Source organism: Paenibacillus glycanilyticus NBRC 16618 (assembly GCF_004000805.1).
GTDB classification, from domain to species: Bacteria; Bacillota; Bacilli; order Paenibacillales; family Paenibacillaceae; genus Pristimantibacillus; species Pristimantibacillus glycanilyticus.
Genome location: NZ_BILY01000029.1, coordinates 26171 through 49517, shown reverse-complemented (window position 1 = coordinate 49517; position 23347 = coordinate 26171). Strand labels below are relative to the sequence as shown.

Below are 23347 nucleotides of genomic sequence, written 5' to 3'. Positions count from 1 at the left end.
ATTTTTTTGACGCCTCCATATGATTTGACGCACCTTCCTGCTGGGCGGTATGCTGGGAGGAGTAGGAAGGTGAATACAGGCTATGGCTGACGTACACAAGGATTATCCGGCCAAAGGGCGCGTCATTCTTCATTTGGATATGAATGCATTCTACTGCTCCGTGCACGAAGCGGAGGAACCAGAGAAATATAAAGGAAAGCCGACGGCCGTTGCCGGAAGCGTAGAGCTCCGCAAAGGGATTATCGTCACCTGCTCTTACGCCGCGCGAGGCAAGGGAATCAAGACGGGCATGACCGTTAGGCAGGCGATGCGGATCTGTCCCGATCTCATCATCATCCAGCCGGATTTTGAGCTGTATCGCATATATTCGCGCGGGTTTATGAAGATCGCAAGGGAATATACGCCCTTAGTGGAGCCGATCTCGATCGACGAATGTTATATGGATATTACCGGCTCAAAGATCTTCGGTTCGCCCCTGGAAATCGCGGAAGCGCTGCAAAAGCGGATCGCGGAAGAGTGGACGCTGCCATGCTCGATTGGCGTCGCGCCTAACAAGCTGCTCGCCAAAATGGCTTCCGATATGAAGAAGCCTAACGGATTGACGGTATTGCGGCTACGGGATGTACCGAATGTATTGTGGGATAAACCATGCGACGTGCTTCATGGTCTCGGGAAAAAAACGGCCGAAAAGCTGGAGAGGCTGCGCATACGAACAATCGGTCAGCTCGCGGCGGCCGACGAGGAGCTGCTTATTCGCCAGTTCGGCATATACGGCTCGTGGATGAAGTCGGCCGCCCACGGCATTGATCATTCCGAGGTGCGCGCGGACCGGGAGCAAAGCAAGTCGATCGGGCACACCACCACGCTGCCTTATGACGTAACGGACAGGGAGGATGCCCACCGGATTCTGCTCAATTTGGCCGACCAGACGGCCCGCAGGCTGCGGCGGCAGAAGCTTATGGCATCAACGGTCCAGATCACGATCCGGAAGCCGGATATGGCCACTATAACGCGTTCCAGCACGCTTCGCGCCCCGACCCATTCGACGGATGTTATTTATCATGAAGCCTGTCGGCTGTTCGATGAACATTGGAAGGGAAATGAACCTGCCCGGCTCCTAGGGGTTACCCTGCAAAATCTGACGGCGGAGGAAGAGACTGCCGTTCAGCTTGATCTGTTCGATTATAAGGAGCAGCCTCGCAAGGAAGCATTGACCAAAACGATGGATGTGCTGCGGGACAAATTTGGCGAGAGTGCCGTACTTACGGCGGGCATGCTGGGGGATGATCCGTCCGTGCTTATCCGCAATAAGCGATTGCGCGGCACTTCTCTCCAAAAGGATGAATTGTAACAATTGCATGGGCATAGCTTGTTGCCAAGGTGGTCGGTTTGTTATATATTGATGAGTGAAGGTTCACAATAATTATAGCGAGCGGTAGATACATCACGACGTTTGCAGAAGCATTTTTATGTCTATTTTTTGTGGGAGGGAATACCAATGGCTAAATTTACATGGGTAGAGAAAGACACCTGTATCGCATGTGGAGCTTGCGGCGCTACGGCACCAGATATTTACGATTACGACGATGAGGGTATTGCTGAAGTCATCTTCGGTAACGACGGCAACCATGGTAATACAGAAATTCCTGAAGATCTGTACGACGATCTGCAAGATGCTTGCGACGGCTGCCCTACAGATTCGATCAAAATCGCTGACGATCCGTTTAATATGTAAGCTGTCATAATAAAACTCCATGCTACTTCAGCGTTCGCTGGGAGCATGGAGTTTTTTTGCGCGTCTGCGTATGACTATTGATTGAGGATGAGGAGGACGGTAACGGCGGCGATAATAACAACCACGACCGAACCGATCCAGGCGAGCGCCTTGACGTTTACCTCTTCTTTTTGCTTCTGTTTCATAGCGGGAGCTTTCCGTTTGGCTGTGCTCATCGTCAATCAACCTTTCCGTGGGAAAAATGAATACCATATACCCACATTGTAAACGGTTTCTTGTTCTGCCGCAATATCCGGAAGGACTTGCCGGCCAGCGTCGCCCTTTTCTTTTTCTTATAAAAAAGATAAACTGTCAGGTAGGACAGAAACTTGAAACGGAGTGTGTAATCTTGCTTTATTCTTCTATTCTTAAACCGGTATTTTTCCAAATGGATCCCGAAAAGGCTCATCATCTCGTCATTGACGGCCTGCATACAGCCGGACGCGTTCCGGGCATGAACAACATGCTGCATGCCATGTACGGCGTGAGCGATTCGCCAGAGCTTGCGGTTGATCTGTTCGGCATTCATTTCCCTCATCCGGTAGGGCTTGCCGCCGGCCTGGACAAGAATGGCGTAGCAGCGGACGGCTTCTCCAGCATCGGCTTCGGTTTTGCCGAGGTAGGAACGGTAACGCCAAAAGGACAGCCGGGCAACGAGCTGCCGCGGCTCTTCCGCTTGCCTTCCGACGAAGCGCTTATTAACCGGATGGGCTTTAATAACGAAGGGGCGGAAGCGATGGCCCGCCAGCTGTCGCAGCGCAAGATTAACCGGATCCCGATTGCCGTTAACGTCGGTAAAAATAAAGCAACGCCAAATGAACGGGCTCACGAAGATTACCGTTCCTGCATACAAGTGTTATATCCGTATGGCGACTTCTTTGTCGTCAACATCAGTTCCCCGAACACGCCGGATCTGCGCGCGCTGCAGCATGGCGACGAGCTGCGCACGCTTCTTGGCGAAGTGTTGGAGGAAATCGGGCTTCAGGCGTCGAAATTAGGTAGTAAAGCAAAGCCGGTTCTGGTGAAGATTGCTCCTGATATGACGGACGAGCAGCTTGAGCTTACCGTCTCGACGATTAAAGACAGCGGCGTAGCGGGCATTATCGCTTCGAATACGACGATTTCAAGAGAAGGGCTTAAGCATCCTAACGCCAAGGAAACGGGCGGACTTAGCGGAGCGCCGCTGCGCGAGCGCTCGACCGAGGTTGTTAGGGCGGTATACCGGCAGACGGAAGGCAAGCTTCCGATTATCGGTTCGGGCGGAATTTTCACGGCGGATGACGCATACGATAAAATCCGCGCCGGAGCCTCGCTCGTCGAAATTTATACCGCTTTGATCTATAAAGGTCCAGGAGTACTCCGCGAACTGACGAACGGCTTAAAAGAACGATTGCGTAAAGACGGCTACCGTAACATATCGGAGGCAGTGGGCGCAGATCATCGATAGGAACAGGAGGCGGCCGGATGGATGGAAGAGATTGGAATCTTTTTTTACAGCCTTACGAGCAAGCAGTCGAAGAATTGAAAGTGAAGTTGAAGACGATGCGGGTCGAGCTTAAGATGCGTGAGGCGTATGCTCCGATCGAGTTCGTTACCGGTCGTGTTAAGAAAGTGTCAAGCATACTGGAGAAGGCGAGACGGCTTAGCGTTCCCGCCGATCAGCTGGAAAAAGGCATCGAGGATATCGCGGGTATCCGGATCATGTGCCAGTTCGTAGACGATATTCACCGTGTCGCCGGATTCATCCGCATCCGGAAGGATCTGAAGCTTGTCTACGAGAAGGACTACATTACGAATTACAAGGACAGCGGCTATCGCAGCTACCATATGATTGTGGAATATCCGGTGCAAACGGCGCTTGGTCAAAAATTCGTGCTCGCCGAAATTCAGATTCGCACGCTTGCGATGAATTTCTGGGCTACGATTGAGCATTCGCTGAATTATAAATATAAGGAAAGCTTGCCGGACGACGTTCGCGAGCGGTTGAAGAAAGCAGCCGAAGCGGCTTTTCTGCTGGATACCGAGATGTCGAGCATCCGGCACGAAATTTTGGATGCGCAGCGCGACTTCGAGGAGCGCTCCAACGTGGTTTCCACCGTGCTCAGCGCCATTCAGGATTTGTATTTCTATCACCGCGTAAGAGAAGCGGCGCAATTCCAGATGAAATTCAACGAGCTGTTTGAGCAGGAGGACCTGTATGGTCTCAAGCAGCTGTCGGTTGATATTGAAGCGGCGATTCTCCGCGCGAAGAAAGGCAACAATCCTGGCTGAGGCTCATCTTCAAAATCCCGCGTACTGCTTATAGGCAGGACGCGGGATTTTATTTGCGCTGAAATTTGACAAAAACTTGAGTCCGCCTTATCTTAACGATGTAAGGTTAACGATAAACATGAAGCATGAAGCTTAACGGCCGGGAGGCATAAGATGCAGCAGAACCATGTAACGATGAAGGATATCGCAAATAGGCTTGGCGTCAGCAGCGTAACCGTCTCGAAAGCGCTGGGCGACAAAGAAGGCGTCAGTGACGAACTCAAGCAGAAGATTAAGGAGATTGCCCAGGAAATGGGCTACCGGTTCAATACGGCGGCGAAGGCAATGAAGGAAGGGCTCTCCTACAACATTGGCGTTGTTATAGCAGAGAGGTATGCCAGCGTAACGCAGTCTTTTTATCTTCAATTTTATCAGTATCTGTCTACCGCTCTGGAGGATGTGCAGTATTCCGGCATTCTGCATACGTTGAGCGAGGAAGATGAAGGGCAGCTCGTACTGCCGAGAATCTACCATGACCGCAAGGTCGACGGGTTTATTATATTAGGCCAGCTAAGCAATGCTTATATTTCGGCCATTCATGAAACCGGCATCCCTCTTGTATTTCTGGATTTTTATACGGACCGGACGGAACTGGATTACGTCATTACGGATAATTTCTACGGCATGTACGAGATGACCAATTATTTGATCGCAAACGGCCACCGGGATATCGCTTTTGTTGGCAGCTTGCATGCTACCAGCAGTATACAAGACCGTTTTCTGGGTTATTATAAATCGCTCCTTGAGCATCGCATACCGCTGCGGCAGGAATACATCCTGAATGACCGGGATGAGAGCGGCAAATTGCTGGATGTCGCCATCCCGGAAGCACTGCCAACCGCTTTTGCCTGCAATTGCGACCAAGTGGCCTATCTTCTGATGAATACGCTGCGCAAGCAAGGAGTTCGGGTACCGGAGGATTGCTCGGTTGTTGGCTTCGATAACGATATTTACGCCACCCTTGCCGAGCCGGCGCTTACGACGGTTGAAGTTGACAGACAGGAAATGGCTAAAACGGCGGTTAACAAGATGGTCCGCAAAATTAGTGACCCCGCATTAAACAGCGGCAGGGTACTGGTCAGAGGGAAAATGATTTACCGGGAATCGGTAAGAAGCATGAAGTGACGATAGTCGCTTCATGCTTTTTTTATTGACGGGAGTGAGCAGTCCTTTTACAATGAACTTGTAACTTAATCGATAACTTAATATTTAATTTACTTAAGTTATAACCGGGGAGCTGAAACGGGTGGAGCAGCAAGACTTAAAAAGCTGGCGGCAAGAGATCGAAAGCGAGCTGCAAGATAATATTCTTTCCTTTTGGATGAAGCATGCGCTTGATGAACGGGATGGAGGGTTCGTTGGGCGGATCGCCAATGATTTGAAGATTCAGGAGAAGGCGGATAAATCCCTCGTATTAAACGCGCGCCTTTTGTGGACGTACGCTTCCGCATACCGAAAGTATGGAGAGCCTGCCTATTTGACGATGGCTGAACGGGCTTACCGTTATTTAACCTCCTGTTTTTACGACCGGGAGAACGGAGGATACTTCTGGCTGTTGAACCACGAGGGAGAGCCCATATCGAAGAAAAAACAAATTTACGGTCAAGCCTTTGTTTTGTATGCTTTTTCGGAATTCGTGCGGGCTTGCCCGAATGAAGAGGTGCTTAAGCAAGCCGTTCAGTTATTCGAGCTGATCGAACGATATAGCTATGATCCTGTATACAAAGGGTATATCGAAGCACTTGATAGCAACTGGGATGCCACGGATGAGCTTAGCCTTAGCTCTACCGATTTGAATGAGAAGAAATCTATGAACACGCATCTGCACGTGCTTGAAGCATATACGAATTTGTGTCGGGTATGGCCTTCGGAGCGTTTGAAGGAAAGTCAAAAGGAGCTTATCGCGACGATGCTTGATCATATCGTGGACCCGCAGTCCGCGCATTTCAAGCTGTTCTTCGATGAACGGTGGAATTCCAAGTCGCACGAGATTTCTTACGGACATGATATCGAGGGCAGCTGGCTGCTCATGGAAGCAGCGGAGGTACTGGGAGATGGGGAGCTGATTGACCGTACGGAGGCGGTTGCGCTTGCCATGGCGCAAGCCGTCTACGAGGAAGGCGTGGATACCGACGGCGCGGTCGTTAACGAAGCGGACCCGAAGGGCTGGACGGATACCGATAAAGTGTGGTGGCCGCAAGCGGAGGCGGTCGTGGGATTCCTGAATGCCTATCAGCTGTCGGGCAAGGATTATTTTCTGAATGCGGCTTACCGGACCTGGCGGTTTATCGATCGTTATCTGGTGGACAAGGCAAACGGAGAATGGTTCTGGAAGGTCAATCGGGCGGGTGAGCCCGACATGGCGGACATGAAGGTTGATGCTTGGAAATGCCCGTATCACAATGGCCGTATGGGCCTGGAAGTGCTGGAACGACTCGAGAAGCTGAACGTACAAACCAAATAGGCGAAGGGATGAATAGACAATGAACGAAACCGTTTTTATGGAAAAACTACAACGTTTGCATGCGGAGCACAAGGAGCTTCTTACTCGGACGAACACGCCCGTTCATGGCGGAAACGGCATCTATGCCCGTTATGCATACCCGGTTATTACGGCTGCTCATGCGCCGGTTTATTGGAGGTATGATCTTAATCCGGAGACCAATCCCCATCTTATGGAGAGGATTGGCGTAAATGCCGCTTTTAATCCCGGAGCAATCGAATTAAACGGAAAGTTCTATCTGGTTGCGCGAGTCGAAGGTCATGACCGGAAATCATTCTTTGCGGTTGCGGAGAGCGTTAACGGCATTGACGGATTCCGTTTCTGGGATTATCCGATAGTAATGCCGGAGACGGATATTCCGGATGTCAACGTGTACGACATGCGGCTGACGAAGCATGAGGATGGATGGATCTACGGCGTATTCTGCACGGAACGGAAGGATCCCGAAGCGAAGCAGGGAGACACTTCCAGTGCCTTCGCAAGCGCGGGCATTGCGAGAACGAGGGATCTGAAAGCATGGGAACGGCTGGATGATCTCCGGACACCTTCCTCCCAACAGCGCAATGTCGTGCTTCATCCCGAATTCGTGAACGGCAAGTATGCATTCTACACTAGGCCGCAGGATGGGTTTATTGAAGCCGGATCCGGCGGCGGTATCGGTTGGGGCTTGTCAACTAGCATCGAGCATGCGACTATTGAGTTGGAAACGATAGTGGATGAGAAAAAATACCATACGATCAAGGAAGTGAAGAACGGACAAGGTGCGGCGCCAATTAAGACAGATAGAGGGTGGCTGCATATTGCCCATGGCGTTCGGAATACGGCGGCAGGACTGCGTTATGTGATCTACGCGTTTATGACGGATTTGAATGATCCAAGCAAGGTAATTTATGCGCCCGGAGGCCACTTGATTGCGCCGGATGGGGATGAGCGGGTTGGCGATGTGTCGAATGTCGTCTTTACGAACGGGCTGATCGCAAGAGACAACGGAGAGGTGTACATCTATTATGCTTCCTCGGATACGCGTTGTCATGTCGCGGTTACGACCGTTGAGAAGCTCGTCGATTACGTTGTAAATACGCCTGCGGATCCGCTTCGTTCCTATGCCTGCGTGCAGCAGCGCAGCGAGTTGATCGCCAACAATCTGAAGCTTATGGAGCGTCCCGATTTCAGCTTTCTTAATGAATGAAGTCCCGAAGCAGTCGGGGCTAAAAGAAAGGGATATGATCTATGCCGCTAATTGATATGCCGCTTGAACAGCTGTACAACTACAAAGGACGCAATCCTCGTCCGGAAGACTTCGACGCTTATTGGGAGCGTGCGCTGGATGAAATGCGTGCGGTCGATCCGCAAATCGAGCTTGTGCCGAGCAGCTTTCAAGTACCTTTTGCAGACTGCTTCGACCTGTATTTCACGGGTGTGCGCGGAGCGAGAATCCATGCCAAATACGTCCGTCCGAAAAATGTCCCGGAGCCGCATCCCGCCATTATTCAATTTCATGGCTATACCGGGAATGCGGGAGACTGGTCCGATAAGCTGACTTACGCGGCCCTCGGATATTCCGTGTTCTCGATGGATTGCCGCGGACAAGGCGGGCTGTCGGAGGATACGGGCGGAGTAAAGGGCACTACCCACAACGGGCATATAATCCGGGGGCTGAACGACCACCCCGACAATCTGCTGATGCGCCATATTTTCCTTGATACCGCGCAGCTTGCGGGGATTGCCATGGACCGGCCGGAGGTTGACCCTGACCGGGTAGGGGCAATAGGCGGATCGCAAGGCGGCGCGTTAACGATTGCCTGTGCATCGCTGGAACCGCGTATTTCGAGACTTGCGCCCGTGTATCCGTTCCTGTGTGACTACAAACGCGTGTGGGAGATGGATTTGGCGAAGGACGCGTACGGTGAGCTGAGAACCTTCTTCCGGCATTTCGACCCGCGGCATGAGCGGGAAGAGCAAATTTTCGAGAAGCTTGGTTACATCGACCTGCAGCATTTAGCCAACCGGATCAAAGGGGAAGTGCTGATGACCGTAGGACTAGCGGATACGATTTGCCCTCCTTCCACGCAATTTGCGGCGTACAACAACATTACCGCGCCGAAGTCGGCCGATATTTATCCGGATTACGGTCACGAGCATATTCCGGAAGTGTCTGACCGGACGATTCAGTTCATGCTTGGTCTATAAAGGAGAAAGAGGAGGTTGCCCATTTCGGGACAACCTCCTCTTTCATTATGCCCGTGACCGGATTCGCTGCTCGGCCGTCTCGTTAAACTTAAGCAGCAGAGTGCCGAAGGTACGGATATCTTCCTCGCTCCAATCGTTAAGAAGATCCTTGAAAAATGCCTCTCTCGACTCGCGAACTTCCGCGAGCAAGGAAGGCGCATCCTCCGTCAGCTGCAGCAGGCTGATCCTCGCGTCATTCGGATCGGTCAACCTTGAGATTAGTCCTTTGGCTTCCAAGGCCGCAATCTGACGGCTTACCGTAGAGATATCCAGCTGGAAGGTGGTGGAAAGCGTTTTGATTCCGGTTGGTCCCGCTTTTTCCAGATGCTGCAGGATCAAGTAAGAGGAACGGTCCATTTCCTTGCCCATAATATTGGAGAGCCGGGCAGCCTCGGCGCGGCGGATGAAGAGGGAGATTTGGCTTTCGATCAAGCTGAATGGCGACTTATCGTTCCTGTCCATAGGGCTGTTTTCCATTCCTGTCTTAGTTTCTTAATGTTAGCTTACCTTTCGTGTTTGCATAATGCAAGCAAGTCCATGGTAAGTAATGTATGTCCTCACGATATGTATTTGCATTCCGAAAATAAACTTGTATAATACAATGGTTATTACTTGTATCATACAAATAAATAGTAGGAGTGCATGTCAAATGAAAGGGAACTTATTCTGGCTTAATCTGAAGCTGATGGCTAATCACAAAACGCTTCGGATCGGCTCGATTGTTTTGTTGTTTATACCGCTGCTCTATACAGGCATGTTTCTGGCTGGCTATTGGGATCCGTACGGCCATATGGACAAGCTGCCCGTAGCGATAGTCAATGAGGACAAAGGGGCCGTATCGGAGGGCAAAAAGCTGCATCTTGGCCAAGATATCGTGGATAATATGAAAAGCGCCCATACGCTTGATTATCATTTTGTAGAGAGGTCAGAGGCGGAGAAAGGGCTCTATGACGGCGATTATTATTTGACAATCGTTATTCCGGACAACTTCTCGCAAAGCGTTACAACGCTGACGGAAGAGCATCCGCAGCCTGCCGATTTGTTCTATATGACGAATCCGGGCAACAACTATGTATCCGGTCAGATCGGAAGCAACGTGCTTAAGGAGCTAACGAATAAGGTCAGCCAAAATATCGTAAAGAGCTATACGCAAACCGTTTACGGGAAAATGCAGCAAATGGCTGACGGCTTCTCGGCTGCGAGCAGCGGCGCGGAGCTGCTGGCGCAAGGAACGGAATCCGCGCAGGATGGCGTAAGCAAGCTGAATAACGCGATAGCGTCGCTGGCCAGCGGTGCAGGAAAGCTGAGCGATAGCATGAAGCCGCTCGGGCAAGGGATTCAGCAATTAGCTAGCGGAGCTGCCGGCCTATCTACGGGGACAGCTTCTTTGAACGATAATCTTTCCAAGCTGAAGTCGGCAGGACAACAGCTTGCTGACGGGGCAAATGCGCTGCAAAAAAATACGGCAGCATGGAATGAAGCGGCAGACTCCGCAACGAAGGCTGCTTCAGGAGTGGACAACTCGGCTGAAAGCCTTCAATCACGGATCAAGGCTTATGTCGAGCAGCATCCCGAGTTGAAGGATGACACTGCCTTCGCTGCGATTGTAAGCGGCAGCGAGAAGCTTGCTCAGGATGCTGACGGCGCCAGCAAGTCTGTTGAAGGGTTAAAGCAGCCGGCGGAAGCCGCCCGGCAATCCGGCGTTAAGCTGGCTGCAGGACAATCGGCATTGGCGGACGGCCTTGCGCAAGCGTACGAGGGCAGCGGCAAGCTTGCAGCCGGCAGCGCCCAGCTGAAGGACAGGCTGGACACCTCCAGCACTGGCATCGGCAAACTGCAGAGCGGCATTCATCAGCTTGCCGGAGGCGCACAGCAGCTGAACAACGGTTCGCAAGAGCTGCTTGGCGGGGTTATCCGCCTCGTGGACGGCTCGCAGCAGCTGACGGACAAGCTGTCGGATGCCGCACAGTCAACAGCGGGTATAAAAGCAAGCGATGCCGAGCTTAATATGTACGCCCAGCCGGTGCAGCTCGAACAAAAAGAGCTGAATACGGTTAAGACGTACGCAACGGGCTCAGCCCCTTATTTTCTGGCGTTAGGCCTCCTGGTTGGTTCTTTGATGGCCTCTAACATTATTCATTTCCAAGAGGGGCAGGTCCGTTCCGCTTGGCAAAAGTTCTGGGGCAGAATCGGCGTCTTTTATCTGGTAGCCCTGCTGCAGACCATCGTGCTTGACCTTATCGTGCTGTACGCGATTGGACTGGACGTGCAAAGCGTGCCGAAGTTCCTCCTGTTCACTCTCGTTACGGCCTGCATGTTCACGACCCTCATTCTGATGCTTGTCGCGATCTTCGGAACGCTGGGCAAGCTGGTTGGCATTGCTCTTGTGGTAACCCAGCTGGCGAGCAGCGGCGGCACGTTCCCGATGGAGCTTGCGCCGCAATGGATTCAATCCGTTGGGGCATGCCTGCCGATGACATATGTGCTTCGCGGCATGAAGAGCGTCATCTCCACAAGCAACTGGGATATGTATTGGAGCAATACGGGCATTCTGCTTGCCTTTCTTGCGGGGTTTGCGGTTATTATGCTTGCGGCGTATCTGCTTCGTTCTGCCAAAGAAGCACCTGCGGCGCCGGCAGCCGCACACTAGAAAAACTTGCGCGCTTGCCCGTTTCCGGGTAGTCTCAATATAAAAGAGAAGAAATCGGGCAGGAGGATTGCAAGAGAATGAAAGCATTGCAGGATAAGATTCGCAACGAAGGCATTGTATTAAGCGAGACCGTACTGAAGGTGGATTCCTTTCTTAATCATCAGGTAGATCCGCAATTGATGTTTGAGATCGGGCAGTTTTTCGCCGCGGCGTATGAAGGAGAAGGCATTACCAAGGTGTTGACGCTGGAATCGTCAGGGATTGCTCCCGCGGTTATGACGGCACTGGCACTCCGGGTGCCCCTTGTTTTCGCGCGCAAGCAAAAATCGCTTACGCTTCGCGACGATCTCTACGTCGAGGAGGTATACTCCTTCACGAAGCAGGTGAAGAGCGAGGTGGCGATCTCCCGCAAGTTTTTGTCGCCGGGGGAGCGGGTGCTTATCATTGACGATTTCCTTGCTTACGGGGAAGCGGCCTTCGGGATGGCGAGAATCGTGGAAGCGGCAGGCGCAAGCGTAGCGGGTATCGGCATTGTAATAGAGAAGTCCTTCCAAAGCGGAGCGGACAAGCTGAAGGAAGCGGGCTATCGGGTAGATTCGCTGGCACGCATCGCTGTCTTGTCTCCGGACGGCATTCAATTCGTAGAGGAATAAATAAAAAGCGGAAGCTCAGTAAGGGAGCTTCCGCTTTTGTATTTTCACATCGCCTGCAAGCCGGCCTGATTGAGCAGATTCCAAGGCTTGTTGTAATGAGGCTGGAAGAAGAAGTCGACGAAGGTGAGCTCATTCATCGTCATGCCGTTCTGAATGCAGACCGACATGGTATTGATCGCTTGCGTCAGATCATCCTTCGACATTACCTGGGCGCCTACAATCCGGCCGGTATCCGCTTCGTAGACGACCTTGAGCAATACTTTCTCGTAGGTCGGCATAAATTCAGGACGGTCATTGTCTTCCAGGGTGACGGTTTTTACATCCATCCCCGCATCGAGGGCAGCCAGCTCGGTCATGCCGGTCGAAGCGATGTTTTGCTCATAGATCTTAATGCCCGAAGTGCCTTGCGTACCCATGTAACGGACCGTTGGAGCGACAAGGTTGCGGGCAACGAGCGTTCCCATCCGGACGGCGTTAGTTGCGAGAGGGATGTACGCATGCTTGTGGGTCGGGTTATAAAAGACGGCGCAGCTGTCGCCCGCGGCCATGACATCCGGGTTGCTGGTGCGCATATACTCATCCACGATAATGGCTCCGTTAGGCAGCATGTCGATCTGGCCTTTCAGCAGATCCGTATTCGGACGGAAGCCGATGCAGAGGACAACAAGGTCCGTGTCGTATTCGCCGGCTGTAGTTACGACGGTGTTTACCTTGCCTTCTTCGCCGCGGAAGCCGGTTACGGTCTGTGCCAGCTTAAGCTCGATACCGCGGTTGCCAAGCTCTTGTTCAATCGCGTCGGTAAACTCGCGGTCCAAATATTTGTACAAAATCCGGTCCATATTGTCGATAAGCGTGACTTGCTTGCCAAGCTGCTCGAAAGCTTCAACAAGCTCGATTCCGATGTAGCCGGCGCCAATAACGGTAATCCGGTTGGCATGCTTCGCTTTTTCGATGATCGCTTGGGCGTGATTGTAGTTTTTGCACAAGACGATATTTTCAAGCTCCATCCCTTTCAGCTTTGGAATAATCGGCCACGAACCGGTTGTTACGACCAGCTTGTCGTAGCTTTCCAGCTTCTCCTCATTGGTTTCGAGATTTCGAGCCAGAATTGTCTTGGCTTCCGTGTGGACTTCGAGCACATCATGGCGCAGCTTCATCTGAACACCCATGTCCGTCAGCTGCTGAGGCGAAGCGTAGAACAGCTTCTTCACATCCTGCACAACGCCGCCGACATGAAGGGCAATGCCGCACGAGAGGAACGATACGTTGTCATTGCGCTCGTAAACCGTAATTTGCGCCTCGGGATAAAGCTTAGCCATCTGAGTAACAGCGGCGGTACCTGCATGCGTGCATCCAATAACAGCGATCTTCATATAAAATTCCTCCTCAAATTTTCCTGTGAAAATATTCACATACTTCTGCGTAAGTAAAGGAAGCGGATCTTGACGGGGGAGCATGTTGCTTGTTCATTGCATCGCCGGCTTCCTTCCGGGCTCAGTGAAGATGGTGACGAGAGCTTGCGGTTTGATAAACGGCGATGCCGCTTCATCTTGTGTGAATTAATTCACAATCTCTTGTTGCTCTTATCATATGCCACTTTTATCAAATTAACAAGGGGTTGTGATTAATTTCACATATTGATCACAAATGCTCAGCCCTTCTAATTAGAGATGCATTAGAGTATACTCGATGTTATATTTCTAACGTATTTTAGCTGCTTGCAAGGGGATGACCAGATGTCCGGCTATTTGCCGATTGCTTTTACGACAAAAATGAAATCACTGCTTGGAGAAGAGTTTGACCGGTTTATGTCTTCCTACGAGGATCCTCGTGTGTACGGTATCCGGATCAACCGTTTGAAGCTGGGTGCCGAAGAGTGGAAGCCGATCTCGCCGATGGGAGAAGCCGTTCGCCCGATCCCGTGGGCGCCGGAAGGCTTTTATTATGAAGAAGGAGCAAGACCGGGCAAGCATCCGCATTATCATGCCGGTCTTTACTATATTCAAGAGCCAAGCGCGATGGCTCCGGTTGAGCTGCTTGATGTCCATCCCGGACATCGCGTGCTTGATCTATGCGCGGCGCCGGGCGGCAAGTCGACTCAGATTGCGGCCAAGCTGCAAGGCGCTGGCGTGCTGGTAAGCAACGACAACGCCAGGGAACGGACGAAGGCGCTTGCCAAAAACATCGAGCTGGCCGGCGTCCGCAACGCCGTTGTATTAAACGAGGAGCCGTCGGCTCTTGCGCCGGTCTTCCGGGAATGGTTCGACCGCATACTGGTCGACGCGCCATGCTCGGGAGAAGGCATGTTCCGCAAGGATGAGTCGATGATCGCGGAATGGGAGAAGCATTCCATCGAACGCTGCTCGGCGATGCAGAGGCCTATTTTACGCGATGCGGCAGCAATGCTGGCTCCGGGAGGCATTTTGGTCTATTCAACCTGCACATTCTCTCCGGAAGAAAACGAAGCTCAAATCGCGGAGCTGCTTGCCGAATATCCGGATTTCGAGGTTAAGCCGGTTCAGCATCAATTCGGCTGGAAGCCGGGGCATCCGGAATGGGCTGGAGAAGCGGGCGAAGGTCTTGCGGCCGAGCAATCGGCGTCGCTGGCGGGAACGGTCCGGCTGTGGCCTCACCATATCGAAGGCGAGGGTCATTACGCGGCGGTGCTGACCCGCAAAGGCACGGCTCCCACGGAGGGAATGCCTTACAATGAGCCCCTTATCCAGATGGAGGAAGACAACGTAAAAAGAAAAAAAGTAAAGGGCAATGCAGGCGCTGCCTTGCGTGCAGCGGAGAAGAAGGGCGGCCGCGGAGCAAAAGACGGCGGCAAGCTTCAGCGGGCTGGCGGTTCGGTACGGCATTCAGGCAAAGGCCAGCCGGAGGTTGTTGATGCAGCCGCGTCATGGCATTCTTTCGCGGATCAAGAGCTGTCGGGTAGTTTTGCCGGTACGGGGTCTATTCAGAGCTTTGGCTCTCGTATCTATCTTCAGCCGGAAGGAATGCCTTCATTAGACGGTTTGCATGTCGTGCGCGCCGGCTGGTACGTCGGGGAAGCGGGCCGCAACCGATTCGAGCCTTCGCAAGCGCTTGCCATGGGGCTCCGGCATTCGGAAGCCGTACGATCGCTCGATTTTGCGTCGGATAGTCCCGAAATTATCCGGTATTTGAAAGGCGAGACGCTTTTTGTAGAAGCCCATAACATAAAGATTGAAGGAAATCCCGCACAGCCGCTTAAAGGATACGTGCTTGTATGCACGGACGGTTATCCGGTCGGGTGGGGAAAATATACGGGAGACGGCATGCTGAAGAACGAGCTGCCGGCTGGCTGGAGGTGGATGTAAGTTGGGTAAAAAGATGCGGATAGACAAGCTTCTGTCCCATACCGGATACGGAACCCGCAGCGAGATCAAGAAGCTGGTGAAGCAGGGAAAAGTTACGGTAGCCGGAAAAGTCGTCAAAGACAGCGGGCAACTCGTTGATCCGGAGCTCGATGAGGTTTCGTTCGACGGGGAACGGGTGATGTACCGAGAGGTTATTTACTTGATGATGAACAAGCCTCCCGGCGTCATCTCCGCTACGGAAGACCGCCGCGAACGGACGGTTATCGATTTGCTTGAGCCGGAGGATCAAGTAATGGATCCGTTCCCGGTCGGAAGATTGGACAAGGATACGGTTGGTCTCCTGCTGCTCACGAATGACGGACAGCTGGCGCATGAGCTTCTGTCGCCGCGCAAGCATGTTCCCAAAACCTATGAAGCGGTTGTGCATGGCGATGTCGGCGAAGAGGATCAGACGCAATTCAAGGCCGGCGTTACGCTGGATGACGGATACGTCACGATGCCTTCGGATTTAAAGATATTGAAAAAGGACGGCGGCGAGGGTGGCGTAACTTCGGTCATATCGCTTACGATAATGGAAGGGAAGTTCCATCAGGTGAAGCGGATGTTCGAAGCGGTAGGCAAAAAGGTTGTATACCTGAAAAGGGTATCGATGGGACCGCTTGAGCTGGATGCCGACCTGGAGGAAGGGACTTACCGCGAATTAACCGATGAGGAAATCGCGCTTTTGCGCGCTCACCGGGCTGCGGATTAAAAATAGAGACCGGGATGGAGAGAATCGTATGGCATTACAGTATGATTTGATTGCGCTTGATGTAGATGGCACCTTATTGACGGATGATCATCAACTGACAAGCAAGACTCGTGAAGCCGTGCGGGAAGCGGCAGACCGGGGAGCAAGCATTGTATTATGCACGGGCCGGGCGCCTTTCAGCGTCTTTCCGGTACTGGAGGAGTTAGAGCTGACCGGTACGATTATTACGCATAACGGCGGAGCGACGATTGACTCGGATACGAGGAAAATCATCCACCAATACGAGATCGCGCCGCAGCAGCTGGAACCATTCGTGGATTATTGCCGGAAAAATCAAGTCCATTACGACGTAAATACGGCTTTTGAAATGATGGTTGAATCGTTAACGCCAGAGGTATCCGATATGTACAGCAAGTTCCATGCGTCGCCTTCCGTTCTGGGACAAGGAGCCAGCCTGCCGCAGGGGCTTGTCAAGTTTACGGTATTCGGCAGCAAAGAGGTGATGGACCGGGTGCAGGAGGAATGGGAGAAATGGCCGTCGTCCCTGCAGACGATCCGAAGCGGCGATTTCTTTATCGACGTGCATCATCCGGAAGCAAGCAAGGGCAGAGCATTGCGGCAATTTGCTCTCAGCCATGGCATTGACCGGAGCCGGATTCTTGCGATCGGCAATTATTATAACGACATTTCCATGCTGGAGTTTGCCGGCTGCGGAATTGCGATGGGCAACTCCCCGGACGGGGTAAAGGAAGCGGCGGATGTCGTGGGACGTTCCAACGCCGAGGATGGCGTTGCGTACGCCCTTCGGGAGTTCGCCTGGAGCTGAGCGGATTGAGAATGAACAATAAGAAGGGGCAGCCCCCTTGGTGATGTCGACCTCGGGAGCTGCCCCTTCTTTCATTGGGTTTAGTACCAAGTCCTTAGTGCCAAACTCCTCTAATGATGATTACCAGAAGAATGAAAAGGACAAGGATGAAACCTACCGTATTGACGCCGCCTCCATATACGCCAGACATGCTAATTCCTCCTTGTGATTATATTCCGCTGGAAGGCTGCTGTCACTCGAGTACATTCGCCCTCTGTTCGGTATACCGTATAGTATTGTGGGAGGCCTTCTTTGGAATGGACTCCTGTCACGATACATCGGGATTTGGGTAGTTACCCAGAAGGAAAAAGCTTGCTGGCAGCGGGTTTCGGCATCATCCCCGGCATTCGCCGCGGTATTAATTGAAACGCCGAAGCCCTTTCGGCAGATGGTTCTTAAGCTGGCCGCCGCTTGCTTTAGCCCAGCCAAGCGGAAGCCCGTCTACGGCAACAAGGCCCCAGCCGCTCTCTTCGCCCGCAGCGGGCAGCGTCTCTCCGCGAAGGTAAGCGGCAATCTCCGCCGCATCAGGAGGATAGCTCCGTACCCACGTTGCGTCCTCCGCTTGAATCGCGAGAGCAAGCGCATGCGCCGGCTCCAGCCGGTTCTTGCGGATATCGCCGAGATGAAGGCCGGGCCGCGCGACCTTAAGGCCGTCAAGATCGGAGGCGCCAAAGCTGCCGTTTGTTTGATGGGGCAGCCAATAGAGGGCGTCGCCGAAGCGAAGCGGCTCGCCCGGACCAAGCTCGAAGCCGGGCAATGCCTGCTCGGCAAAGCTGTGGAACAAGGCCATCTCGGCCGTCAGCGGCTTGGGCCGTCCCGCCGCGCGTTTATCGCGCCGTTTGTCTCTGCCTTTTGCCGGTTCATCCGCCGACTCAGGCTGCTCGCCTTCGGACGTTTTCCGCAGGCGGGCGACAAAATGTCCTTCGCCGCGGACCTGCTGCGGCCATAAACGCTCGATTTGTTCAACCTGGAAGGAAGGGTGATTGGCAACGAATTGCTCGATCGTATCCTCGTTCTCGGCACGGTTAAACGTACAGGTCGAGTAGACGAGTATGCCGCCGGGCTTAAGCATGACCGCGGCATGCTCCAGAATTTCGGACGAGCGTTCGGCGCAATAGGCGACATGAGCCTCCGACCATTCGGCTACCGCATCTTCATCCTTGCGGAACATGCCTTCACCCGAGCAAGGAGAATCCAGCATGATGCGGTCGAAAAAGGCGGGAAACCGTCTCGACAGCTCATGCGGCGCGGCATTCGTAACAACAGCGTTGCGGATGCCGAGACGTTCAACGTTTTCGCTTAAAATTTTCGCTCGGGCAGGATGGATCTCATTGGCGATCAGCAGGCCTTCGCCATTCATGCTGCCGGCGATTTGCGTCGTTTTGCCGCCCGGAGCGGCCGCGAAATCAAGAACCGTCTCGCCGGGCCGGGCATCCAGCAGCTCGGCCGCCGACATGGCGGACGGCTCCTGGATATAATAAAGACCGGCTGTATGATAAGGATGCTTGCCGGGTCTTGAAGCTTCGTCATAATAGTAACCGGTTTTGCACCAAGGTACGGGCTCCAAATGAAACGGCTGCTTAAGAGCAGCCGCTTGGTCCCCGATTGGTTGTCGACATTTCAAAGGATTAAACCGAAGCCCGTAAACACGGGCATCATTGTAGCTGTCAAGAAACCGCTCGGCTTCTTCCCTTCCGAGAAGAGCCTGCATTTGCCGGACATAAGCCTCCGGCAGCTGCACGTTCTTCAATGTACTGCAACTCCTTTATGCTTATCTGTTGCGTCCGCGTCGACCGCCGGGAGCAGGACCACGGGAACCGCCGCCGTTATTGCCACCGCGCGAATCTCTGCCGCTGCGTGGAGCGCTGCCGCCCGAGCCGCGTGAATCTTTGCCGCTGCTTGGACGGCCTTCCCATCTGCCGCCGCCAGCTGCCGCGCCGCGCGTATTACCGCGTGCTGCGCCGTCTTGGCTCCGTTCGCCTCTGCCGCTGCCGGTTGCTGCGCCGCGCGTATTGCCGCGAGCAGAACCGCCTTGAGCCCGTTCGCCTCTGCCGCCGCGAGCGTCTCTGCCACCGCGTCCGGATTCGCGTTCGCCGCCTCTGCCGCCGCGTTCGGGAGCAGCAGCTTCCCACGGATTGCCCTCGGTGCCGCTGACGGCAGCTCGTTCCGGCTTGCCGCGTCCGCCTGCTTGCGAACGGCCTGCACCCGCGCCGCGCTCATTGCGCTCGCCTCTGCCGCCCCGTCCGCCTTGCGCCGGTTTGAAGTCGCGATTGCCGCGACCGCGGCCTCCGCGATCCGGTTTTTTGTCATAGCTCTTGCCTTCGCTGCCGGAACGCGGAGCGCTAGTCTTCACGATTGTGCCGTCCGGTTCAACCGTGCGGCGCTCAAGTACAGCATTGATGCTGCGCTCGATATGGGCAACCGCACCGCGGTCGTAAGGCGATGCGATGGTAATTGCCACGCCGCGTTGTCCGGCACGGCCTGTCCGGCCGATCCGATGGATGTAAATCTCGGAGTCGGTTGGCACATCGTAGTTGAACACATGGGTAACGCCTTCAACGTCAAGGCCGCGTGCCGCCACGTCCGTTGCGACCAGAATTTGAAGCTTCGCATCGCGGAAGCGTTTCATGACCTGCTCGCGTTTGGCTTGCGTAAGATCGCCATGCAGCTCGTCCGATTCGAAGCCGTGGTCTTGAAGATCCTTGTTTAGTTTTTTTGCGCGAACCTTCGTCCGGCAGAAAATAACGGCCAGATAAGGGCGCTGTGTTTCGATCATGGAAATCAGCGCTTTTTGGCGTCCGCGGTCAGTCGTCTCAATAACCAGCTGTTTGATATTGTCCAACGTGACATTCGCGCTTTGAATTTTAATATCGACCGGAGTCTTCATGTAATTCTCGGCGAGACGTTTGATCTGATCCGGCATGGTAGCCGAGAAGAGCATCGTTTGACGGGCGCGAGGCGTCTGTTCAACGATATTTTGCACTTCGGGCAGGAAGCCCATGTGAAGCATTTGATCCGCTTCGTCGAGTACAAGCATCTTCAGCTTGCCGAGGTTGATCGTCTCGCGTCTCATATGGTCGATCAAGCGGCCGGGCGTAGCCACAACGATGTGAGGCGAATTGTTAAGCTTGCGAATTTGCGCGTCTACGTCTTGTCCGCCGTATGCGGCAAGGACTTTGGCACCAACCGCCGCGGCAAGCTTTTTCAGCTCGCTTGTAATCTGGATAGCCAGCTCGCGCGTCGGAGTCAGAATCAGCGCTTGAACCTGCTCCTTTTCGACGTCGATGCGCTGCAGAATCGGCAAGGTGAAGGCGATCGTTTTACCCGTCCCCGTTTGGGCCTGAGCGATGACGTCTTGTCCGGACAGCAGGACGGGGATTGCTTTCTTTTGCACGGGAGTTGGACTCGTAATCCCATTGGATTGCAGGACATCGGTCAGTTCCGGGATAATACCCATGGAAATAAATTCAGTTGACATTTTGTATATGTTCCTCATTTCATCGAACTCGTTTATCGTTTAGTATACCAGTTGTGCCTTGGAAGTGCATCTTTCATCTACATATGCTATGCTGGGCGTCATAAGCTATTAAGCATACATGCAAACAAAGGAATGATCAACAATGAATAGCGGTACAGAGCGCGCTTCGGTGAAGCCGGGGCTTGAGGTGGATATTGTCCTGAAGCAGGATCAGCGGACGGGGAAGCTGACGCGCGGCATCGTAAAGGATCTGCTTACGAATTCGCCGACGCATCCGCATGGCATCAAGGTGCGTCTCACTGACGGCCAAGTCGGAAGAGTAAAACGCATTTATTCGTGATAAAGGAGCTTAGAGCGCGATGGCATTCGGGATTTCCAGGTCTGAAGTGACGGCATGGAAGGAAGCGGTCGCCCGCGGGGAGATTGCCTACCTGACGCATTATTGGGTGGATCCGCGTTTTCCGGGCATGAAGACCGTAACCAAGGTAGGCTGCTCCGATCTGGACAAGCTTGCGTTATGGTGCAGGGATAACGGTCTCAATCCGAGATATATTCATAGACGGGATAAATACCCGCATTTTGACCTGTTGGGGCCTAAGCAAAAAGAAATTCTCTTGCGGGAAAATCTACATGCGCAGCTGGAACGGTTTCATCTTCTATGAAAAGGAGGACGTTGGACATGCAGACGAACACGCTGCATCAGATGATAGAAGAGTTAAGTCTCAACGCATGGCCGTCTCTTCAGACGGTCGTTTACGACGGCTGGCTCCTCCGGTTCGCGGATGGTTATACGAAGCGTTCGAATTGCGTGATGCCGCTGTACGAGAGCCATGGCCAAGTGATGGAAAAAATCGTTCGCTGCGAGAAGCTGTACGCGGAGCGCGGTTTGGACGCGGTATTTAAAATCACGCCGTTTGCAAGACCTAGTCAGCTGGATACTCTATTGGAGGAGCGGGGCTACCGGATGGTGGATCCCGTTTACGTGAAGACGGCGGCGCTGGAGGATCTTCCGGAGCCGGCAGACTTCGCATGCCGGATCGACGAACGGCTTAGCGAACATTGGCTGGATGAATTTACGCAGATGATGCCGCTCTCGGACAAGCAGCGGGAAACGGCGGTCAAGATGCTGACCGGCATGCCGCTCCGCCTATGCTTTGTCACATTGCATGCGGATGGGGTTCCGGCGGCATGCGGAATCGGCGTAATCGAGCATGGCTATATCGGCTTGTACGATATTGTCACCTCCGAGAGGTTCCGTAATCGAGGACTTGGCTATCAGCTGCTGCTGCACATTTTTCGTTGGGGGAAGCGGAACGGGGCGGATAAAGCCTATTTATTGGTCGTTCAGGCGAACCAACCCGCAAACCGGCTGTATGACAAATTCGGTTTCGAGACGCAATACGAATATTGGTACCGGGTTAAATCTTTGAAGCAGGATGAGTGAACGTTTAGATGGTCTTAGGGTTAGCATTCATACAAGGCTTTTTATTTTCTTTATCTCTATGTTTGGATTTGGGCATGGTGAACGTTGCCATTATTAAAACCGGGGTCGAGCGCGGCTTTAAGCCTTCCTTTATGATAGGTTTCGGTTCATGCTTTGGAGACTTGACCTATCTTGCGCTTGCGCTGATCGGGTTCAGCTTTATACTCGAGATTACCGTCGTTCGTTGGATTTTATGGATTGCGGGAACGGCGGTTTTGCTTCTGCTTGCTTATAAAATGGCGAAAGAATCGCTCCATCCGAGAATGATCGATTGGAAGGCGAGGGAATCGGAAGCAGGGCAGCGGCCCAAGCGGAGGCTCGCGGATTTTCTGTTTGGACTCGGAGCGGCCTTGTCGTCGCCTACGGTTATGCTGTGGTTTGTCGCTTCGGCGGGGCCGATTGTAGCCGAGGTTCACGGCGATAGCCGTTATACGATTGCGGTATTTATCGCGGGCTTCTTTTCCGCCGGCTTATTGTGGTCGCTTGGCATGGCCTACCTAAGCGGGCGGGCAGGCAAAGCGCTAGGCGCAAAGTTCGTGAGGATCATTTCGATTTTCTCGGCTCTGCTTTTTGTTTATTTCGCAATCCGCGTATTCTGGTCGGGGCTGCAGTTTGTGTTAGGCGAGTAGGTTATTATTGTGCGAAAGAGAGGGATATCGTGTCCGTTGTGAATGTGTTGGCTTCCCGGCTTGGCCGTAATGACGAGGAACCTAATATTGAACTTGCGCGAAGGCTGGCAAGCGAAGAAAATCTTGCCGGCATACAAGTTATCATCGAGAATTTGTCCGGTAAGGATAAAAAGGTTCGGCATGATTGCATCAAGGTTGCCTATGAGATTGGCGAGCTTCGGCCGGACCTGATAAGCCCATTCGCTGCACGATTTATCGAGCTGCTGGACAGTTCGGATAATCGGCTGGTATGGGGCGGGATGACGGCATTGTGCACCATTGCGGATGCGGCATCGGAAGCGATTATGGAGCATTACGGTCAAATCGCGAAAGCCATGAACGAAGGTTCAGTCATAACCGTGGACAAGGCTGTTCTTACGCTTTCGAAATTAGCGGCAGCAAACGAGGACAACAACAAGTTAATTTTTCCGATCCTGCTCCGCCATCTTGAAAGCTGCAGGCCCAAGGAAGTGCCGCAGCATTCGGAAAGCGTGCTTCTTGCCGTGACGGCTCTAAATAAGGAGGCTTTCCTGAAGGTACTGCGTGCAAGAGAGCAGCAACTCACGGACGCTCAGTTAAAGAGAGTCAAAAAGATCTATAGGACGTTAGACAAATAGCACAAAATTAAAAACTCGGATGCGC

General features: G+C 53.1%; 24 protein-coding genes. 18 read left to right on the top strand and 6 right to left on the bottom strand.

Translation table 11 applies throughout. The annotated features are described in order from the left end of the window. The first annotated feature begins 82 nt into the window (after positions 1 to 82). Together PGL01S_RS21085 and PGL01S_RS21080 are read left to right on the top strand one after the other, a co-directional pair. Positions 83 to 1351, top strand: coding sequence for a DNA polymerase IV (locus PGL01S_RS21085; protein ID WP_127496550.1), 1269 nt, complete (start codon positions 83 to 85; stop codon positions 1349 to 1351). Positions 1352 to 1498: 147 nt separating this feature from the next. Then, positions 1499 to 1735, top strand: a complete 237-nt coding sequence (locus PGL01S_RS21080) for a ferredoxin (protein WP_015843751.1) — start codon at positions 1499 to 1501, stop codon at positions 1733 to 1735. Positions 1736 to 1809: 74 nt separating this feature from the next. Here the strand turns inward: PGL01S_RS21080 and PGL01S_RS30930 are convergent, their stop codons facing one another. After that, positions 1810 to 1950 (bottom strand): hypothetical protein, encoded by a 141-nt coding sequence (locus tag PGL01S_RS30930; protein WP_164775541.1) that lies wholly within the window; start codon positions 1948 to 1950, stop codon positions 1810 to 1812. Positions 1951 to 2123: 173 nt separating this feature from the next. Between PGL01S_RS30930 and PGL01S_RS21075 the strand changes: the two genes are divergently transcribed. The 6 genes from PGL01S_RS21075 to PGL01S_RS21050 all read left to right on the top strand — a co-directional run bounded on the left by PGL01S_RS21075 (position 2124) and on the right by PGL01S_RS21050 (position 8777). Continuing rightward, positions 2124 to 3221 (top strand): quinone-dependent dihydroorotate dehydrogenase, encoded by a 1098-nt coding sequence (locus PGL01S_RS21075; RefSeq protein WP_127496549.1) that lies wholly within the window; start codon positions 2124 to 2126, stop codon positions 3219 to 3221. Positions 3222 to 3238: 17 nt separating this feature from the next. Further along, the gene (gene yjbM / locus PGL01S_RS21070) at positions 3239 to 4045 is read left to right on the top strand and encodes a GTP diphosphokinase (RefSeq protein WP_127496548.1); all 807 of its coding nucleotides are present in this window, start codon (positions 3239 to 3241) and stop codon (positions 4043 to 4045) included. 153 nt (positions 4046 to 4198) lie between these two features. After that, positions 4199 to 5209, top strand: coding sequence for a substrate-binding domain-containing protein (locus PGL01S_RS21065; protein ID WP_127496547.1), 1011 nt, complete (start codon positions 4199 to 4201; stop codon positions 5207 to 5209). A 121-nt stretch (positions 5210 to 5330) separates the two neighbouring features. Then, positions 5331 to 6548 carry an AGE family epimerase/isomerase gene (locus PGL01S_RS21060; protein WP_127496546.1) on the top strand — a complete coding sequence of 406 codons (1218 nt, stop codon included), beginning with the start codon at positions 5331 to 5333 and terminating at the stop codon, positions 6546 to 6548. 19 nt (positions 6549 to 6567) lie between these two features. Then, entirely contained in the window at positions 6568 to 7776 is a 1209-nt protein-coding gene (locus PGL01S_RS21055; protein ID WP_127496545.1) for a glycoside hydrolase family 130 protein, read from the top strand. 41 nt (positions 7777 to 7817) lie between these two features. Continuing rightward, positions 7818 to 8777 carry an acetylxylan esterase gene (locus PGL01S_RS21050; protein ID WP_127496544.1) on the top strand — a complete coding sequence of 320 codons (960 nt, stop codon included), beginning with the start codon at positions 7818 to 7820 and terminating at the stop codon, positions 8775 to 8777. 45 nt (positions 8778 to 8822) lie between these two features. Here the strand turns inward: PGL01S_RS21050 and PGL01S_RS21045 are convergent, their stop codons facing one another. Next, positions 8823 to 9278: a MarR family winged helix-turn-helix transcriptional regulator gene (locus PGL01S_RS21045; RefSeq protein WP_127496543.1), complete on the bottom strand. Its 456-nt coding sequence runs from the start codon at positions 9276 to 9278 to the stop codon at positions 8823 to 8825. A gap of 187 nt (positions 9279 to 9465) precedes the next feature. On the opposite strand from PGL01S_RS21045, the gene PGL01S_RS21040 reads away from it, so the two are divergent. Next, positions 9466 to 11466 (top strand): YhgE/Pip domain-containing protein, encoded by a 2001-nt coding sequence (locus tag PGL01S_RS21040; RefSeq protein WP_164775545.1) that lies wholly within the window; start codon positions 9466 to 9468, stop codon positions 11464 to 11466. A gap of 77 nt (positions 11467 to 11543) precedes the next feature. After that, positions 11544 to 12119 (top strand): xanthine phosphoribosyltransferase, encoded by a 576-nt coding sequence (locus PGL01S_RS21035; protein WP_127496541.1) that lies wholly within the window; start codon positions 11544 to 11546, stop codon positions 12117 to 12119. Between the two features lie 44 nt (positions 12120 to 12163). Here PGL01S_RS21035 and PGL01S_RS21030 read toward each other — a convergent pair whose 3' ends face one another. Beyond that, on the bottom strand, positions 12164 to 13492 hold the full coding sequence (locus PGL01S_RS21030; protein WP_127496540.1) for an FAD-dependent oxidoreductase: 1329 nt from the start codon (positions 13490 to 13492) through the stop codon (positions 12164 to 12166). Between the two features lie 363 nt (positions 13493 to 13855). Between PGL01S_RS21030 and PGL01S_RS21025 the strand changes: the two genes are divergently transcribed. Genes PGL01S_RS21025 through PGL01S_RS21015 form a run of 3 tightly spaced genes read left to right on the top strand, consistent with a single transcriptional unit; the run spans position 13856 to position 17037 of the window. Then, positions 13856 to 15460 (top strand): RsmF rRNA methyltransferase first C-terminal domain-containing protein, encoded by a 1605-nt coding sequence (locus PGL01S_RS21025; protein ID WP_127496539.1) that lies wholly within the window; start codon positions 13856 to 13858, stop codon positions 15458 to 15460. Position 15461: 1 nt separating this feature from the next. Continuing rightward, the gene (locus PGL01S_RS21020; RefSeq protein ID WP_127496538.1) at positions 15462 to 16211 is read left to right on the top strand and encodes a pseudouridine synthase; all 750 of its coding nucleotides are present in this window, start codon (positions 15462 to 15464) and stop codon (positions 16209 to 16211) included. A gap of 28 nt (positions 16212 to 16239) precedes the next feature. After that, on the top strand, positions 16240 to 17037 hold the full coding sequence (locus PGL01S_RS21015; protein WP_127496537.1) for a Cof-type HAD-IIB family hydrolase: 798 nt from the start codon (positions 16240 to 16242) through the stop codon (positions 17035 to 17037). Positions 17038 to 17131: 94 nt separating this feature from the next. Here PGL01S_RS21015 and PGL01S_RS31300 read toward each other — a convergent pair whose 3' ends face one another. From PGL01S_RS31300 to PGL01S_RS21000, 3 genes are all read right to left on the bottom strand, one after another. After that, the gene (locus PGL01S_RS31300; RefSeq protein ID WP_127496536.1) at positions 17132 to 17227 is read right to left on the bottom strand and encodes a dihydroorotate dehydrogenase; all 96 of its coding nucleotides are present in this window, start codon (positions 17225 to 17227) and stop codon (positions 17132 to 17134) included. A 207-nt stretch (positions 17228 to 17434) separates the two neighbouring features. Then, positions 17435 to 18826 carry an RsmF rRNA methyltransferase first C-terminal domain-containing protein gene (locus PGL01S_RS21005; protein ID WP_127496535.1) on the bottom strand — a complete coding sequence of 464 codons (1392 nt, stop codon included), beginning with the start codon at positions 18824 to 18826 and terminating at the stop codon, positions 17435 to 17437. Positions 18827 to 18847: 21 nt separating this feature from the next. Further along, on the bottom strand, positions 18848 to 20554 hold the full coding sequence (locus PGL01S_RS21000) for a DEAD/DEAH box helicase (protein WP_127496534.1): 1707 nt from the start codon (positions 20552 to 20554) through the stop codon (positions 18848 to 18850). 142 nt (positions 20555 to 20696) lie between these two features. Here PGL01S_RS21000 and PGL01S_RS20995 point away from each other — a divergent pair, with 142 nt between their 5' ends. Genes PGL01S_RS20995 through PGL01S_RS20975 form a run of 5 tightly spaced genes read left to right on the top strand, consistent with a single transcriptional unit; the run spans position 20697 to position 23322 of the window. Beyond that, complete coding sequence (locus tag PGL01S_RS20995; RefSeq protein ID WP_127496533.1) at positions 20697 to 20894, top strand: YwbE family protein; 198 nt, start codon at positions 20697 to 20699, stop codon at positions 20892 to 20894. 19 nt (positions 20895 to 20913) lie between these two features. Next, the gene (locus tag PGL01S_RS20990; RefSeq protein ID WP_127496532.1) at positions 20914 to 21216 is read left to right on the top strand and encodes a hypothetical protein; all 303 of its coding nucleotides are present in this window, start codon (positions 20914 to 20916) and stop codon (positions 21214 to 21216) included. A 17-nt stretch (positions 21217 to 21233) separates the two neighbouring features. Then, on the top strand, positions 21234 to 21998 hold the full coding sequence (locus PGL01S_RS20985) for a GNAT family N-acetyltransferase (protein ID WP_164775544.1): 765 nt from the start codon (positions 21234 to 21236) through the stop codon (positions 21996 to 21998). 8 nt (positions 21999 to 22006) lie between these two features. Continuing rightward, positions 22007 to 22666 carry a LysE family translocator gene (locus PGL01S_RS20980; RefSeq protein ID WP_127496530.1) on the top strand — a complete coding sequence of 220 codons (660 nt, stop codon included), beginning with the start codon at positions 22007 to 22009 and terminating at the stop codon, positions 22664 to 22666. 29 nt (positions 22667 to 22695) lie between these two features. Then, entirely contained in the window at positions 22696 to 23322 is a 627-nt protein-coding gene (locus tag PGL01S_RS20975) for a HEAT repeat domain-containing protein (protein WP_244935683.1), read from the top strand. Positions 23323 to 23347 lie beyond the last annotated feature (25 nt).